The sequence below is a fragment of the Oceanobacillus sp. AG genome (assembly GCF_009746545.1).
GTDB lineage: Bacteria > Bacillota > Bacilli > Bacillales > Amphibacillaceae > Oceanobacillus > Oceanobacillus indicireducens.
Genome location: NZ_WOWT01000032.1, coordinates 31,740 through 48,839, shown reverse-complemented (window position 1 = coordinate 48,839; position 17,100 = coordinate 31,740). Strand labels below are relative to the sequence as shown.

Sequence of the window (17,100 nt, the reverse complement as noted above, 5' to 3'; positions counted from 1 at the left end):
TAATTCATGGTGAGTCCTCTCCTTGGTATGTTTTAATTTAGGGGTCAATGCGCATTGACACCCAGTACTATACCAGAGAGGCTCTTTTTTGTTCAAACCTCAAATTTCTTCATTACAGGAATGCTCCATTCTATTATTAAAATTCATATGAGTTTTATACTTTTCTTCTAACCCTATGTAACACCGACCTATTTACCACTACGAATAATACAATATAATACTTTCCCCATTTACCTTATGAAAATTTAAATCAAACACATAAAAAAATTACAAGCACACATATATTCTGACAATTCTTCTATAAAACTATTCAGCACCCTTTACAACTTCTAGATTAAAAAATACAGCTTATATGATAACGCAAACTACCTTCCAACCTCCCCCAATGAAAGCCCTTGCATTATTGCGCAATTTTATATATAATGATAATACTAAGTGATTTTCTTCACAAATAGTGCATACATGAAAGGAGCGAAAACATGGACAACTTTAACACAACGATTTCATGTCTGTACCAAACACAAGGTGCGATTACACACGAAAATATTCGTTCAAGGTTTTTGGACTATCAAATTGCGGACATAAATATCCATCCGGATATCCCGTTACCTGCAACAGGTTACCATCCAATTTCAATTAAAATTTCAGGTGTTTGGTATGAAGCAGTTGCTTCCATTGTAACTACACCAACAGAGGGAAACAATAAAAGAGTGAAAGTATATATTCATAATTTTGAACAGCGACTTCAAGCTTGTAACGTCTTACTTTCTTGGAATAATTATGTTATTCCTTCAACAAAACAAAAACGACAAAACGAAGCGTTTCCGGCAGCTATAAGTTTGTAACATGTCTTGCAGCTATCTACTATAACTCTCTGGTCTTTTACTCCGTTTCCCTACTTCCGGGCAAACATGTGATAGTAACAATGATTAAAGTTTGCCGCTATATACACATTACTTCCCATTTCAGCGTCAATTTGCTATCACTCACTGGCTGGCTGACACATATAGGAATAATGTATATATCGTCACTCCATCCAACCGGGGTTCATACCTAATAAATCTCGGTCCTAATCTCTATCACTTCAGTTTCTTTCTCATTTATAAGATGCCAAAAATGAGGACCTAAAGATCCTCATTTTATTAATTCGAGTGCGCTAAGCACCCGAATGTATCATCATTTGTAATAAAAACTATTCATTTTTAGAACGTTTATACAATGTTTCATCACCTTTCAGTTTCCATAGCTTACCTGGCCAGAAAGAAATTCTGCCAAGGACAGAGGTGATTGCTGGTACAAGCAGCGGCCTTACAATAAACGTATCAAGCAAAATTCCAATCGCTGTAATTGTACCGAAGTGCACGAGAACGTCGAATGGCATTGTGGCGAGTACTGCAAAAGTTCCGGCAAGAATTAAACCTGCTGAACTGATAACACTCCCTGTAATTGCTACACTTTTAGATATCGCATCTTTTAATGGGAAAGTCTTTCTGTAATCCCATAAGCTCGATACGAGGAAAATATTATAGTCGATTCCTAATGCGACAAGAAATACAAACGAATAAAGTGGAATTAGTCCCTGAATTGCGGATACATCAAAAATATAATGCAGCACAATCCAACCTAGTCCGAGAGCCGATGCATATGAAATGATAACGGTGAATAATAGGTACGCCATTGCAACGATGGAACGTAAGAAAATCATAAGCATAACGGCAAGAATTAGTAATAACACCGGCATGATAACTGACTGATCCCGGCTAGTCGCCTGATCCGTATCATAAAGAGTTGCTGTTTCCCCGCCAATCCACACAGAATCATCGGCACCGCCTAATGCATTTGCGGCAATTTCCTTGATCTCAGGAATGCTCTCCACAGCTTCTGCCGAATATGGATCAATAGAAAGGATGACTTCCCATTTCTTTATTTCGCTGTTTTCCTCCCCTACTTCCAAATCAGATACAGCTTCCACGAATGGATGGTCCTCCAATTCTTCTTTTAAATCAATCTCCTCTCCGTCCGTATCGACGATTACTTCAATCGGCGCTATTTCACCAGGTGGATAGTGCTCAGAAATCATCGTGAACCCTTCTTTTGACGGCATGTCATCCGGGAATGAATCAAGCAATGCATACGTATATTGAATTCTCGGTACAAACGCAGCCAATCCACCAAGAACAATAAGTGTAATTAGAATGACCGTCCACGGGCGGTTGGTGACCACTTCCCCAATTTTTTTACCGAATTTATTCGTTTCTTTCGATCTGCGCAGTTTCTTCCCTTTCTTTTCTTCCAACTCCTGAATCATTTCCTCCGGCCGGGGAACAAATGGAATGAACGCAAAGCGGCCAATCAATGCCAAGATTGCTGGAAGAATACTAAGTGCAGCAATCCCCATAATGAAAATCGATAAACTGAACGGGATTGCAAAACGATGATAAGAAGCATAGACTCCAAGCGCGAGCGATAATAGACCAATCACCGTCGAGGACGAACTCATCATTATCGCTCCACCGACTCCACTCATCGCATTTTTTAACGCTGTATATTTATCCCTTTCATGGCGCAATTCATCGCGGTAACGTGATATTAGGAATAAACAGTAATCGGTTCCCGCTCCGAATAGGAGAACCGTCATAATCGAGATCGCCTGTGCATCAACTTCAATCCAACCTTTCCCCGCTAAAAATCCGAGCAATGGACTGATGACCCCGTAAGCAATGCCCACCGTAACAAGTGGAACAAGTGCAAGAATAGGTGAACGATATAAAATAATGAGTAGGGCAAATACAATAATTACCGTCCCAAGCAGTAACGTAAAATCAGCATTACTGAATAAGGATACCGTATCCGTCTGAATCCCGACAGGACCGGAAAAACGTACATGAAGACCCGATTCATCCAATTCTTTTTGTGTAATTTCCTCATTCGCTCCGTCTTCAATCAGTGTGCGTAAATCTTCCAATATCGACTTAAATTCATCTGTTGTTGTTCCATTTTCGAAAAAGACCGGTGTAGTCAATGCCTCCCCGTCTTCAGAAACGCTTCCAAGTAATGCTTCAACAGGAATTTCCGAAAATGGCGGGATCATTTTCTGTTTAAATAACGGTTCAGCGTCCAACTCCTTATAAATCTCCTGAATCATTTCAACATCTTCCAGCTCAAGTCCACCATCCTTGTACCAGACGAGCAATAACGGTGTACCCGAGTCATCAGCAAATTCCCGTTCCACAATTTCCTTGGCCTGAACCGACATCATATCATCTGGTAACAACTGCTGATCTGTCGTTTCCTCATCATTTACTTGCGGCCAAATAAATGAAAATATACCAATAAGTAAAATCCAAATAAAAATGGTCAGCCAACGCGTTTTCGAACTCGCAACGAGGCCACCCCAGCTTTTAAGGAAATTCTTCACTATTTCAAATCCCTTCCCTGAAAAATAAAATCCTTTTATAATTATATATACTGGATAGTTAATTAATCAAGCAGTATTTTTGTATGTTATAATATTGTCACGAAAAACACGCTGGAGTTGGATGAATAATGGAAAAGAAACAACACCGTTCCCTAGGTCGTCCGCGCAAGGAACAAGGTGCGGTCGCAACAAAAGATATCATATTACATACGGCAACAACGCTATTTTTGGAAAATGGGTTTCCGTCCATTTCCATGGATGATGTAGCGGAAAGCTGTAATGTTACAAAAGCGACCGTTTATTATTACTATAAAACAAAAACAGATTTGTTCACCGCTGCCATGGTGCAATTAATGACCAACATCAAAGAAAAATCTGCCGCTATCTTGACGACAAATGAACCGTTCAAAACTAAATTATTTCATTTTGCGAAGGGTCATCTGCAAGCAACAGTGGACATTGATATTAATGTATTCATGAGAGAAGCAAAACTTTCCCTGTCCAGAGAGCAGCTTGAACAGATGGAAGAAACTGAAGAGGCTTTATACAAAGAACTTGAAACTGCATTAGCTACAGCAATGAAACAAGGCGAGATCCCCAAGACGAATACACGGCTTGCAACTTTGATTTTTGTGAACTTATTAACCGTCAGGAATTCAATGGATGAAGATTTTAAACGTACCTTTTCTTCCACGGATGATTTAGCTAGAGAAATTGTGGATTTTTATTGGAGTGGGATTTCTAGAGGAGCTTCAAGTTCCTGATTAATTTGCCTCCCGGATGATATATAACTTAAATAAAGCCCAAGTGCACCAACACTTGGGCTTCATCATTTTCATATTCTAAGATTATTCTGCTTGTATAAAATAACGTGAGCGGGACTATCTAAGTTCCATGATCTTCTCCACTGAAAAGTAGACTACATTTTTTTAATCGCTTCAATCAGCTCCCCAGCTTGTTGCCACAAGGCAATGTTATCCAGAACATAGGCATTCGCTTCCATGTCTTGGATATTTGCCACTTTGTCTCTCTTCGTCCGAAGCTTTGTTTGACCAGTTAAAAAATATTTGACAAACGGGTTCTGCTTCATTGCTTGTTTCAATAGTTTCTTTGTTTTTGCTGTGATTCCATCTCGGAAATAATGCAGCAACACATTGTTGAAAGCAAATTCTACAGACGCATCATCCTTATATTCAGTGACTAGCTTCCAAGCAGATTCATAATCTCCAAGTTCAAGATATAATCGCAATAGATAATATCTGATTCCCTGATTATCATTTGGGTTTAATTCAAGTAATTGTTCATAATGCTCTTGAGCTTTCGTCTTATCGCCATATTCATCAAGGAACATAGCAAGTCCTGCCTTTGCCCTCATAAAGGGACGAGTTTCCGTAATTCCCCAGAAATGTCCTTTATCTTCATGAAAATATTCTTTATCTAACTCTTTTTCAGCAAGGGAGAGCGCATAGGAATAAAGCTGATATTTTTCATTAGTTGAGCTTGTATCTTCCGCTTTCATTAAATATGCATCGGAAAAATCCGGATCAATTGCTAACGCTTCGTCAATAAGTTTCTTCCGGGCCTTTCCGCTCGTTTGAATTGCTTCAGCCAGTTTTTCTTCAGCGAGATCTCTAGGTGTCTCTAAAATAGGATCAAATAACCCAACACTTTCCAGCAACTGATCGACAAAGGCCTCCGCTTCTTCTTCTGATTCAAACTCCTGTTCCTCTAGAAGGCTTTCAACTTCATCCATAAAACTCTCCATTATTTCTGGATCCAGAAGGTCGTCCAGATCATGAGGTAAGTCCGCTTTTATGTTCTCCGCTGCTTCAGTGATCTGTTCTTCTAATAGCTCTTTCAATTTCTTTGCATTTTTAGATAATGTCGTAACACTTATCCCGTACTCTTCCGCCAATTCCTTTTGGCTATCCAATTCAATCCCAAGAATTTCACGCTGAATAACATACTCTAATGCCCCAGCATAAGATCCTACCTTTGTAAACATGGGCTGTTCCAATTCTGTAAAGTACTTCCAGAGTACTATCCCAGTTGAAATCACAATTTGAGGTGCTTCCTTTTGTTCCATATGTCTTGCGAAAAGCTCTGCAACCATTTCATAGGGTGGATAATCCCATTCGAGCTCACCGGTAACTGTTTCAAATTCAATGAATGCAGCTAATACATCAGGGTAGTTATTTATGATTTCCTCTTCACTCCATGTTTGGATCATTTCCAGAGCTTCTGGAGTCGTATCGGTGAACTCTGGTATCATCATAAAGAAATCATACAACTGAATATAAGGAAGCAAGAAGCCCATTAGATAACTTCCCTCTAAAAAATCTCTTTCTTCATCCCCTGCTCCTATAAGTTTGTACGTTTCTTGGGAACGCAAATCTTTAATTTCTATTTCGTCTTCTGTATTCGAGAGTACCTCATAAATCGAAGGAACCGTTCCCGACCATGATGCAAAAGTTCTCCTTACCCTTTCATTACTAATTTTCCACTTTTGTTCCATATAATATAAATCAAAAATCGTTTTACCATTTTGTATTGGTGCATGGAGAATAATCCAAGCACGGAGAATGGATGAAAAAACTTCTTTCTCTCCATCATCCGCTACTTGTAGTTCCTTATACTCTTCTAGTATTTCATCTAATTCTTTTTCTATAAAATATGAATAGTTGTGCGTGGCAAATTCTAATAAACCTATATGAAGGCGTTCCAATTCAGCATTATACCGTTCTGGACTAATTTCGATCACATTTGAAGCACCATGACATTTTTTATATTTCTTGCCGCTCCCACAGGGACATGGATCGTTTCTTCCGATATTCTTCATCAGCCTTCACCTCATTTTTGGGGTCTTTCTTTGTATTATGAAGATTAATTGCAGGGATTTCAAGAGATTTAGGGGAAGATAACTTGATACATTTTGAGTGCTTTCACATCAAATTCCTCAAAACTTCACGATCATCCATTCATTTCTCCTCCTTATGGTTGCTAGTAAAAATTCATCCGCTCGCTGATTTGCTTCAATTTGCCAGCCCCGGTCCGTATATACAATCATCGGTAGCTTATCTGAATAAAATATTTCAAGAAAATCATGCTCAATCATCCAATCTACTTTTTCCGTTATCGCTGCGATTGTTTCGGATTGAAAATAACCATAGACAGGTGATTTATCCAATTCTAATTCAAGCACTTTTTTCTCGCGGGATCCTTTAAGATTTTGGAAAGAAGATTTCTTCCACCTGTCGCGATCAGTTCATCCGCCGCTCTTAATATTGCCAGCTTTTCGTTTTTTGTTAAATTCATGACTTTCACTCCTTATTGATTGAGGTTACATCCCTGTATTCTCACACTGCAACCACAGATAAATTAGTTTAATTACAGATTGGGAAAATCCGGAATCTCATTAAAAATAGTATCCATAGAAAATGCTGCACACTTGATATGAGATGATTTTATTGTTTCATCATGCATGTAAACTTCATTTAATTCATAGATTGCTTCGTTTAAAATATATTGTTCTAAGAACTTCTGAACGGGATCAATAAGCCAATATTCAGGTATGTTATATTTTGCATAGGTATCTAACTTGTCCTTTCTATCGCGTTTCATAGATGAAGGTGATAAAATCTCAACAACTAAGTCTGGACTCCCTTCAATTCCACGATTGGTAACAAATTCTGATTTCCTTGTGTGTATCAGAAGTAAGTCTGGCTGCCTCACTTCATGCTTAGAGAGAATTAAATCTATTGGCGCTACGAAGAGAATATATTCATTTTGACAGCCTTGCCTTAATTGATATGCTATCTCTTGGCTAACTAATTGATGAATGGGATGAGGCGCTGGCGTCATAGCTTGAAGTATCCCATCAGCTAATTCATACTGCACACCATCATCAGCAAGGCTTGCATAATCGTCATAGGTTAGCGGCTCCTCGCGGATGACATTTTTTTTCTTTTTCGATTGCATATTTTCACATCCTTTTAGAAGATATGACAGGAAAAAAGCCTCACGTAGATAGAGGTGTATTTTAGATAGAAGTTTTTAAAAGCAAATCGTTCATTATGTATTCATTGTAATGCATTCCACTTATACCCTGCAATAAACACAGATCCGTTGAGGGTATATTAGGTTAATAAAATTTAAGTAAAAGTGTTAGTTGGCTTACATGATGGGGTGCGAGAGATTTTTGAGAAGTATAAATGGAGATACAACCGTTGAATGTGTATGATCTGTTTTCCCTTCGTTTGGTTCTTAGTGTTACAAACGCTTGAAGAGCGTGGCAGGTGGCTGACCTCATAACTTTATTTATTGAAAGGCATTACAAAACAGGGTATACTGCCATTAACTATAGGCAAAGACAACTAACAATTCCAGAAATATTTGTTTCTATTTTACCGCGTCTCACATAAATTTAAGGAGCGATAATGAGTATGACATTGGATAATAAGAAACATTCCTACGCCGATTATATTTTAGAAAAGGAAGAAACCTACGAGGTTATTGCCGGCGAGATTCTCAATATGTCCCTTCCTTCTCCTACACCAAAACATCAAGATGTCGTTGCTGAATTGACCGCTGAATTCAAAATGTTTCTTCGTGGGAAAGAATGCATAGCTTTTTCAGCTCCAATGGACGTTTGCCTATTTGCCACAGAAACAACAAAAAAAGAAAACATTTTCGACTGGGTACAGCCTGATTTATTTGTTATATGTGATCGAAAGAAAATAAAAGATACGAATATTGTCGGCGCCCCTGATTTCGTAATTGAAGTATTATCCCCCTCAACAGCCCGTATTGATCGCTGGATCAAATTCAACAGTTATGAGAAGGCGGGAGTAAAAGAATACTGGATTGTTGACCCAGCTAATATGTTTGTTGAAGTTTATAAACTTCGGGATACATCCTTTCATCAAGCGGGAATCTATGAGCAAGAGGAGAGCATAACAGTGGGAATTTTTCCTGAGTTGAAAATAGATTTGAAAAATATTTTTAAGGAAAGGGTTTAGGACGGTGGATCAGGTAGGTTCCTTGACCAATTACGGTCTAATGTAATTTATAATAATAGTTGCTAACGACATTAGAAGAAAAATACCAACGTTAATTAGTGTATGACCACATTCGAAAAAAAATGTAGTACCCTTCAATTTATAATATTATTTATTGAAAGGCATTTCAAAACGAGGTAAACTAACCTTAAGAAAGATATATAATAATAGCTCAGGTGCGTCTACACCCGAGCAGTTGCAACTACATGCCGTAAGATATACGGTGACCTATTTTAAATTGCGAATAAGTAACCGCCTTATCCTTTAACTGGGAAGAGCGGTTACTTATTTTATTGATGACAATAATTTAATACACTGTAATACATTGCATCCAACTTTGCAAAAGTAAATATTGTATATGCTATCACTTTAATTTTTCTCCACCTTTTATAGATTTACTTTAATAACATTTTTGTTTATAATAAATTTAATATAAGGGGGAGGGAGAAACCGATGGATGAGTATAAATTTACAGATGAAATGAGTGCAAGTATTGTAAAGGGAATCATGAGAGGATATAAAAGTTACTTAAATGAGCGTATTCAAAAGAAAAAAGAACTTATTATCAGCAGTGCATATGCATGGGTTCAAGGAAATCATATTGACCACTATGTAGCAATGGAGACAAAAAACTTAGGCATCAACTATATCCCCTCAAAGGCAGGTTATTCATGGGGATATTTACAATTTCAAAATATTAACGATAAAGTGCTCTTTTTAATTAAAAACGGGGCTGCAATCAAAAGGAATGTAACCAAAAAAAGAGCTAATCGGGAGGACAACTACCTCGAACAAATGGCAAGAAAATTCAATGGAAAAATCAATTTTTCCAGCAAAACAACTGTTAGTGAGCAATTAGATTTGTTTAGATTGTATGATCAGATTCAAGTTGTTCCCGACTTGATTGAAAGTGAAATAGAAGAACTAGAAGACCAAATTGACCGTTTTTATGTTGTTACCTATACACTTGATGAACAAAAAATGATTTCCGATATTTCTTTATGCCTCCCCCATCCAGATACTTTTAAATTGCACCGGGTTGATTCATTGACGAGATTTATTGATATAATCGATATAGAATTTACGGATGAAGATTTTGCAGGAATTAGGGATGATAAAGAAATTGATACACAAATAACCATTGGTGATTATGATATAGTAGTTGAAGACAAAGATAAAGCTAGTGACACAGAATAATAAAGGAGGAATGCAACATGTTTGTTGGTGATTCCTTAACCAACATTCGATTACTCCGCGGACTATCGAGAAAACAACTAGCTGAAGAGTTAGATCTAACAGAACAGTCCATCTGGCAGTATGAAAATGGGTATATCTCCCCCAGTTTACAAGTCATTAATAAAATGAGGACATATTTCAACGTCCAGCCAAAGTATTTTTATTCAAATCTTAACCTTTCTAATGAAATAAATGAACAACAAATCGCATATCGCTCAACCGTACGTAATAGCAGGCAGAAAACAAAATCGGAAACGGTTTATTTGGAATTTCTTAATTATGTAACGAATTATTTAAGTTCTATTATTACGTTTCCACCAAATCAAATAAAGGCAATAAAAGACTATGCCGTTAACTACAAAAGTAAAAACGCTGGTTATTTAGAAATGGATGAAATAATCGAGCATATCGCTTCATACGCAAGGAGCTCGATTGGGTTGAGCGACCAGCACAATGAAGACCTTCTATTTTTAATTGAGAAGAGTGGAGCCTTTATTTTCGAAAAATCATTCGGGTATACTGTTGACGCATGCAGCACCTGGTCAAGCGGTGGTATTCCTTATATTATCCTTGGAAATATTAAAAAAACTGCGGTAAGACGAAACTTCGATTTAGCACATGAATTAGGACATTTGCTCTTACATTACAAAATGGACATCACTGATTTAAACAATAAAGAATATAGCACAATCGAAAAAGAAGCAAATACGTTTGCAAGACACTTTCTTTTACCAAAAGAAGAGTTCCTGAGCGATTTAAAAACAGTGAGTAAAATTTCTAATCCCGATGCCTACAGCGATCTCAAGAAAAAGTGGAAAGTTTCAATCGCCGCTATGGCTTACCACGCTTACTCCCTTAATCAGATGACCTATCAACAATACAGATACTTTAATGCTTCATTGAACCGGAAGAATTATAAGCTGATGGAACCTCTTGATGATGAAATTGTTATAATGAAACCCGGTAAAATCAGAAGTTCGTTCGAAGCTATATTTGAAAAGGACGTACGGTCGGTGGAGGATGTATTGGGTTATTTAAAATTCGAGCTGAAGTCGTTAGCTAGTTTGCTTGATGTGGAGCAAGAGTTTTTTGAAAAGTATATGATAAAAGCGGAACATCCGAAAGTGTATGATTTTGTTGTGCAGGAGAATGGAATACTGTAAGGGATGTAAGCCGAGGGGCAAGGTGTAAAGACTTCTATCTCCGCTTTATATTTTGGTAAAGTTAGCATACCCGCCGTTGTAAATGATAATCATGAATGGGAAAGTGTCGAATAGGTGATTTAATACTAAAGGACTAGCTATCCAAACTCCTAAGCATAAGAAATAACCGCCTTATCCATTGGTTCGGAAAGGCGGTTATTTCTTACTTTTATTGATAAAATTTCATTAGCAAGCAAGTCCTGCCAACCTTCCATATCAATCACAACTGAATATGACCTATTCGAACTTTAATAAAATCCCTGTCTTATCATCCCTCTGTTTAAAACGCGGATACATCTCGCAATCCGCATCCCATTCCTCTCGTCTTTCAACCGCTGCTACCAATGAATGAAGCCCGTGTTCAAAAACTAGCTTAGCAGTTTCCATCCATATATCCGTCTCAGTTCCATCTGTAGGTAAAAGCAATCCGTCGCTGACAAGCAGAAGATCTGTAACTTTATGAAGCGGCAGTCTGCCATAGGAAATATATTCAAGCGCTTCTTCACTGCCGTCGATGATACCGTAACCCTCGTTTGTATTAAGTTTTTCTTTATTACTGAGTAAAATAGCATTTACAGATTGTTGGATTTCTTGCTGGCTGATTGGTGGATCTTCCTCCCGAAGGCGAACCATCTCTTTAATGGCTAAATCATCAAAGTAATGGATTCCATCGTAGGTCACACTTCGAATTTCGCCAGTTTTATATCTAAGAAACAGCATACAGTCACCAGCATGCACATACTCAAGATTTTTTCTTTCTGGATGAATTTTTACTGCAGCAATTCCTGCTGTACTTCGCTGACTTTTAGGTATTTCCGTGATAACAGGGCTTGCCAGTTTTCCGATATTTGTTTCATAATAATCAACCATTTTGGTACCAAGTCTCTCATTAGCTTGTTGAATAGATTGGTAGAGACTGCTGCTTTCGGTCATTTTTGACAGACCCTCTTGTAAGGTCTGAGAAGCGAGATAGCCCGGTGCGCCAAACAGGCCAGTAGCCCCGTCAATAGCCGCAAATACTTGTGCAGCTTCATTTACTACACAAGAGTCCTCGTTAATTTGGCTGTCTCCTTTTTTATATACTTTTTGTATTTTCATAATGATTTCCTTTCTGTAAGAGGCGGGTTTTTTCTTGTGTTTGTATGCGTTGTTAATTATTTAAAAATTGCCTTGTACAAAATGGGAAACTATTTGTTTGTTTTATTATAACTCAACTTTCAGTCTGAAACAGTATAATTAATCAGTACGATAATCAGTACGATTGCTTCATACACAAGTACCTAAAAAAAAGAGCTGCCACTTTCAATAAAGTGGTGGCTCGTTTTTATCTTGTGATCAGACCGTTAACCGTGCAATCTAAATCAGCCGTTGGTCCGTCGGTCGAGAGAGACGGCGTACGCTTCATGACGGAATTTCAGGAATGGGTCGCCGGAAAGTTCAATTCCAGAACTTACAACGGTGGGATCAAACAATAGATTCTCTGGTGTTCCAGTCTGTTTGCTGATTACGGAAAGCCGTCCGATTGAAATTTTCGTCCTTGCTTCTGGCCAAGACTTCGAAGGATCATCAATCGGATCCCCCTCCTCACCCAGCTGAATGATCAAATCAAATGAGATGGGGCCTCTTGTCAGTCGATCATCCAGTTCTTCCATCAAGTAATCATGGGATGTCTCCTTAGCTTCTCTGCTGGTGAGTGTATGCTTATCGAGCATCGGATGCCACTCGTACCGGACTGGCTGCTTCATTCCTTCTTTATTTACAAAGTAGAAAGCGTGCAGCGGATAATAGGACAGTTCCGAAAAACTGGCAGGCGGATGACTTTTTAGTTCCTTTACTTTCAGCAGAGCTTCCTTACTGTCTGGGTAGCGAGTAAGCAGATTTTTGAGTGCCATCCTTTTGTCCGTTTTATCGTCGGTCAGTATTTTAATCATTTCGATAAAATCTTCCGGACTCTCAGCAGGGAAGAGAGGAATCGATACACCGATCAAATCATTGTGCCCGCCATCTGGCAAGTTGAATTTAACGGCCATCCCTTTTACTGGGGACAGAATGTCAGCTGCCGTCGGATTCGTAGAACTGTTTGAAAAACGGACAGTTGCGGACACTTCTTCTTTCTGTAGATGGGGTGCCGTCGTATAGGGCACGGCATTTCCATTCGGTACAAACTTCGCGTCATACACTTGTCCTTTTGCATGCGCCCGGCGAGCCGAAGGGAATGTACCCGCTATTTTTTCAAGCGTATCGATGGCATCTTCGGTTAATGGTTTCTGTTTGTGATTAGTCATGGGGATCTCCTCTTTTATATACTTTAGCTGTCAAGGTGGTCTTAATAACCCTGCACGGCATCAATCAGGTCGTTGAAGGCTTTCAAACTGCGTTCGCCGCGCCAAATGTCACGTACAGTAGAGTTAGGGTACGCACAATACCAGCCAGTAGCAGTCACTTGATGCTTGGCAATAAAGTCTTTGATTGTCGGATCATTGATTCCCGGATAATCTACAACTTCCGAAAAGAAATGGTCGAGTAGCTCCGGAATCTTCGTGCCGAAATCGTCAATATAAGCATCCCAGTCACCATCATAGGCGGTCGCGAACAACAACCGCTTGTCATCATCAAAAATCACCCAGCGCATGTCATGAACAGTTGCTATTCGGGCCATAACTTCCATTTGGTCCGGATTATTTGAAAGTTTTTTTCGCAGACGTTCAGCACCGCCTTCTTTCAAAGGAGCGATGACGGTCAGTTCTGAGACTTTACCCAGTCGCAAGCCGACCCGACCTGCAGTTTCCATCTCAATTGCTTGATTTTGTTTGTTCTCGTTGTTTTCATTTGTCATTGTTGTTAACCTCCGAAATAATAAATTATTTTTCACCCAACTCAGAAATCCATTTTAATGCAGAAATACTGGGAATAAAGAAATATGATCCTCCTTTTGTTACAGAGAAAGCAGGAATTCCGTGCATTCTTTTACGGAATGGCTCCTCCGGGATGGTATACATACCTTCACCGGCTTTGTTGCCTGTAATAGGGTCTTCTTCAGACAGTTCAATGAAATTGCCGTCATTCAGCCAGGTTGATTTGATGAATTCATATTGGCGGGAGAGCGAGGTGCAAATCCCTGCAAAGATTAGTCCTCTATCTTCCCCATCGTCTGCAAGCTCACCTTCAGGAAGGGGCGGACCATACATGGTAGAGCGCCGGAGCAGACGATGAATATTTACATCTGCAATTGAGTCCTCCAGGCTATCCCGCGGATTAGCTCTTCTAACATGGGAGCTCAAAGGGCATTTGAGCCCTTTCGGATCGTCTTTGTACAGGAAATCATTCCGTACATTCTCGTCCAGTGCAAGTTTTGGATCGTCCTTATCCGGTGACAAGGAAAGAGGAGTTCCGCTTGGCCACCTGCCGACCATTTTTGCCGCAAGTAATTCACGCTCTTCATCAGTTTCTCCTTTTTCGTGCAAGTACGAGCGAAAGGCCGCGACCCGCAAATGAATTTTCCGCAGCGCCATATAACTGCCATTATTCCCAAGTATGTTCGGAGTCGGACCCTCCTCGATATTCCCTTTTTCATTTTCTTTTCCGATGATGAATTCTCCCGCCTTGAGAGGGGTCTCACCTTTTAATGGCGGATGCAGCTCATTTCCTTCAATTGCCGGGTTGCTGATCCCCTCCGTAAACCCCATATGGGACAGCCCATTTTCCGGTGAACTGACGCTAAATTCGTACAGCAGCGTAATTCCATCCAACTCATCGTATACCTTTCTCGCACGGTCCAGAGCTTCCTTCAACCGCTCCTCATCGGGTGAGAAAATAGCAATCGCTAAATGCAACCGTTCTTCTTCAAAATAATCTTCCCAGTTTTCGGGTGCACTTTCGTTGTAATCTCCCAGCTTTTCAGCTCGTGAAGACATGCCTTCCCTGAATTCAGCCGGAAAACTTTCCAAAGACTCTTTTGGAACACCGAGCTTTTCCAGACCTTTATAGGTCAAGGCACCATTAACCCAAGCCCCATCCGATGGTTTTTCCCAACGATTGGCAGAGGTGATTTCAGGAAGGAGTTTTTTTAGAACACTACGTCCGCTCTTTGGATCATCTATTTGTAAGAGTAAATACATACCAACATACTTTTCAGGGCGCTCCTGCAGTAGGATTCCTTGTATGTCATCATAGTCAAGACTCGCCATAGATCTTCTCCTCGTCGTTAATTTAGCGCGATAAAGCCTACTTTTTCGCTATGTCTTAAGTATGCCCCTGAATGCCCTTGAATATTTATTTTAAAACAAAAGAAAGAGTGAGTGGTCTGTATCAAAAGATAGGAGTTCTTAGTGTAATTTATTTCAAAAAAACATAATTGAAGTGTTCTCCCAATCAACTGTCCGTATTGATCGCTGGAATAAATTCAACAGTTATGAGAAAGTGGGAGTAAAAGAATACTGAATTGTTGACCGCTAATATGTTTGTTGAAGTTTATGAACTGTGGGATACATCAAGCAGGGATTTATGAGCAGAAGGAGAGCGTAACTACTGGAATTTTTCCTAAGCTGAACATAGATTTGAAGAATATTTTTAAGGAAAGGGTTTAGGACGGTGGATCAGGTTCCTTGACCAATTACGAACTAATGTAATTTTGTATAATAGTTGCTAACGACATTACAAAAAAATACCAAAGTTAATTAGTGTATAACCTCATTCGAAACAGAAATGTAATGCCCTTTCATTTTAAAATACTATTTATTTATTGAAAGACATTTCAAAACAAGGTATACTAATCTTAAGAAAGACATATAATAATAAAAGCTCAGGTGCGTCAACACCCGATCTATTGCAACTACATGCCGTAAGATTTACGGTGACCTATTAATCAAGTGAATAAGTAACCGCCTTATCCTATGGCTCGGGAGGGCGGTTACTTATTTTTATTGGTGACAATAATCGCAATTATCGCTACGATTGTTCCTAACGATACTACAATGAAACTTCCAAAATCAATTAATAATTTAATTAATTCTAGATATGTCACCATCTTACCACCTCCCTTCTCAGGGAAATGGTCACCGCCCATCCTACTTATGTAGTTGCTAGGTTAATATTACCATTTTTCATTTGAATTGGCTATCATATTTTGTTGCTATGAATGACTATCACTATTATAGTATTATACTCTATTGTAAGGCTTTACAAAACGAGGTATACTGTCCTTAAGTAAGCTAAATTTAAGAATAACTCAGGTACGCTGACTCCTTAACTACTGCAACCGCGTATTCTCCCAGAGATATTGTTAACAACTATTCTTCCAGTACTGCAAATCTCTTTTTAGTTTGTTGTTAATCATTTAATTGAATGGAGAGACATGCGATGACTGTGTTTAGAAAAATTGCAAACAGTGAAATCTTATACAAGGTGATGGATTCACCCGATGACCTAAAAAATAAAGAGGTTGAAATAATTGTATTTCCGCATGATAATCATAATAGTTTACTTTTCCTCTCCAAATTCAAATAAGCCCTAATTCCAGCAATAGGAATTAGGGCTATATAATTGATTCCGGATTATAATATATATTTACTAGTGTATTTAACACGATTAATACTATTAAAATCAACATTTCAATTGCTTAGCGTAGTATAAATCAAATATCTCTTAATATATTAAAATTACAGGAGAAATTGACTAAATATACTTAGCATTTAGCTCTACATCTATAGATTCTGACCAATAGCACATAACTTGTAAGTGTAATATGTATGAAAATATATTTTTGCGAAAAAAGGCGGTGAGAATAATGAAGAAATCAATTGTAGACTATGCAATAGTAAAATAAAAGGGAATGCCACTATTTTATTTTTATTCGGATATTGTACAAATCATTTATGTAAATTTACTTCCCCTATTTTTATCGAAAGGGCTCTTTCAAAAATGTTCTAAGTAAAAAGAGACTCCAGCCAAAACTAGAGTCTCTTTTAATTTGAAAAATTATTGTAATAACTGTAAAACACCTTGTGGTTGTTGGTTGGCTTGCTTCGCCGCTATGCCTTTCGATCATAGAATAGACTATATCTTCACCCTTATATTCATAAGGGGCTGGGCACTTCGAATGATTGATTGCAATCACCCTACGAATCTCATTGCCTTAAGCTTTGCTGTTAGGCAGTGCATTCTAGTCGTTGAACCTTCGCCAGGTTTT

General features: G+C 38.6%; 14 protein-coding genes. 5 read left to right on the top strand and 9 right to left on the bottom strand.

All coding sequences use genetic code 11. From position 1 onward, the window contains the following. The first annotated feature begins 479 nt into the window (after positions 1-479). The gene (locus GN217_RS15580) at positions 480-845 is read left to right on the top strand and encodes a riboflavin kinase (RefSeq protein WP_156857573.1); all 366 of its coding nucleotides are present in this window, start codon (positions 480-482) and stop codon (positions 843-845) included. 347 nt (positions 846-1,192) lie between these two features. On the opposite strand, the gene GN217_RS15575 is transcribed toward GN217_RS15580, so the two are convergent. Next, on the bottom strand, positions 1,193-3,421 hold the full coding sequence (locus GN217_RS15575; protein WP_156857572.1) for an MMPL family transporter: 2,229 nt from the start codon (positions 3,419-3,421) through the stop codon (positions 1,193-1,195). A 125-nt stretch (positions 3,422-3,546) separates the two neighbouring features. Here GN217_RS15575 and GN217_RS15570 point away from each other — a divergent pair, with 125 nt between their 5' ends. Then, positions 3,547-4,182 carry a TetR/AcrR family transcriptional regulator gene (locus tag GN217_RS15570; RefSeq protein ID WP_156857571.1) on the top strand — a complete coding sequence of 212 codons (636 nt, stop codon included), beginning with the start codon at positions 3,547-3,549 and terminating at the stop codon, positions 4,180-4,182. 155 nt (positions 4,183-4,337) lie between these two features. Here the strand turns inward: GN217_RS15570 and GN217_RS15565 are convergent, their stop codons facing one another. The 4 genes from GN217_RS15565 to GN217_RS15555 form a co-directional block, all read right to left on the bottom strand. After that, positions 4,338-6,257: an SEC-C domain-containing protein gene (locus GN217_RS15565; protein WP_156857578.1), complete on the bottom strand. Its 1,920-nt coding sequence runs from the start codon at positions 6,255-6,257 to the stop codon at positions 4,338-4,340. Between the two features lie 117 nt (positions 6,258-6,374). Beyond that, the gene (locus GN217_RS15560; RefSeq protein ID WP_232334463.1) at positions 6,375-6,620 is read right to left on the bottom strand and encodes a hypothetical protein; all 246 of its coding nucleotides are present in this window, start codon (positions 6,618-6,620) and stop codon (positions 6,375-6,377) included. Beyond that, positions 6,608-6,733, bottom strand: coding sequence for a hypothetical protein (locus GN217_RS19270; RefSeq protein ID WP_255454413.1), 126 nt, complete (start codon positions 6,731-6,733; stop codon positions 6,608-6,610). The genes GN217_RS15560 and GN217_RS19270 overlap by 13 nt, the downstream gene beginning before the upstream one ends. Positions 6,734-6,805: 72 nt before the next feature. Beyond that, positions 6,806-7,396 carry a Uma2 family endonuclease gene (locus tag GN217_RS15555; protein WP_156857570.1) on the bottom strand — a complete coding sequence of 197 codons (591 nt, stop codon included), beginning with the start codon at positions 7,394-7,396 and terminating at the stop codon, positions 6,806-6,808. A 458-nt stretch (positions 7,397-7,854) separates the two neighbouring features. Here GN217_RS15555 and GN217_RS15550 point away from each other — a divergent pair, with 458 nt between their 5' ends. The 3 genes from GN217_RS15550 (at position 7,855) to GN217_RS15540 (ending at position 10,874) form a co-directional block, all read left to right on the top strand. After that, positions 7,855-8,436, top strand: a complete 582-nt coding sequence (locus GN217_RS15550) for a Uma2 family endonuclease (protein WP_370459809.1) — start codon at positions 7,855-7,857, stop codon at positions 8,434-8,436. Between the two features lie 492 nt (positions 8,437-8,928). After that, the gene (locus tag GN217_RS15545; RefSeq protein ID WP_156857569.1) at positions 8,929-9,672 is read left to right on the top strand and encodes a spr1630 family ClpXP-sensitive toxin; all 744 of its coding nucleotides are present in this window, start codon (positions 8,929-8,931) and stop codon (positions 9,670-9,672) included. A gap of 17 nt (positions 9,673-9,689) precedes the next feature. After that, positions 9,690-10,874, top strand: coding sequence for a spr1629 family repressor/antitoxin (locus GN217_RS15540; protein ID WP_156857568.1), 1,185 nt, complete (start codon positions 9,690-9,692; stop codon positions 10,872-10,874). A gap of 276 nt (positions 10,875-11,150) precedes the next feature. On the opposite strand, the gene GN217_RS15535 is transcribed toward GN217_RS15540, so the two are convergent. The 4 genes from GN217_RS15535 to GN217_RS15520 form a co-directional block, all read right to left on the bottom strand. Further along, the gene (locus tag GN217_RS15535; protein ID WP_156857567.1) at positions 11,151-12,011 is read right to left on the bottom strand and encodes a hypothetical protein; all 861 of its coding nucleotides are present in this window, start codon (positions 12,009-12,011) and stop codon (positions 11,151-11,153) included. 263 nt (positions 12,012-12,274) lie between these two features. After that, positions 12,275-13,198, bottom strand: a complete 924-nt coding sequence (locus GN217_RS15530; protein WP_156857566.1) for a catalase family peroxidase — start codon at positions 13,196-13,198, stop codon at positions 12,275-12,277. A gap of 41 nt (positions 13,199-13,239) precedes the next feature. Beyond that, a complete protein-coding gene (locus tag GN217_RS15525) occupies positions 13,240-13,749 on the bottom strand; it encodes a hypothetical protein (RefSeq protein WP_156857565.1) in 510 nt (169 codons plus the stop codon). Positions 13,750-13,774: 25 nt separating this feature from the next. Next, positions 13,775-15,100: a Dyp-type peroxidase gene (locus GN217_RS15520; RefSeq protein ID WP_156857564.1), complete on the bottom strand. Its 1,326-nt coding sequence runs from the start codon at positions 15,098-15,100 to the stop codon at positions 13,775-13,777. Positions 15,101-17,100: the final 2,000 nt, after the last annotated feature.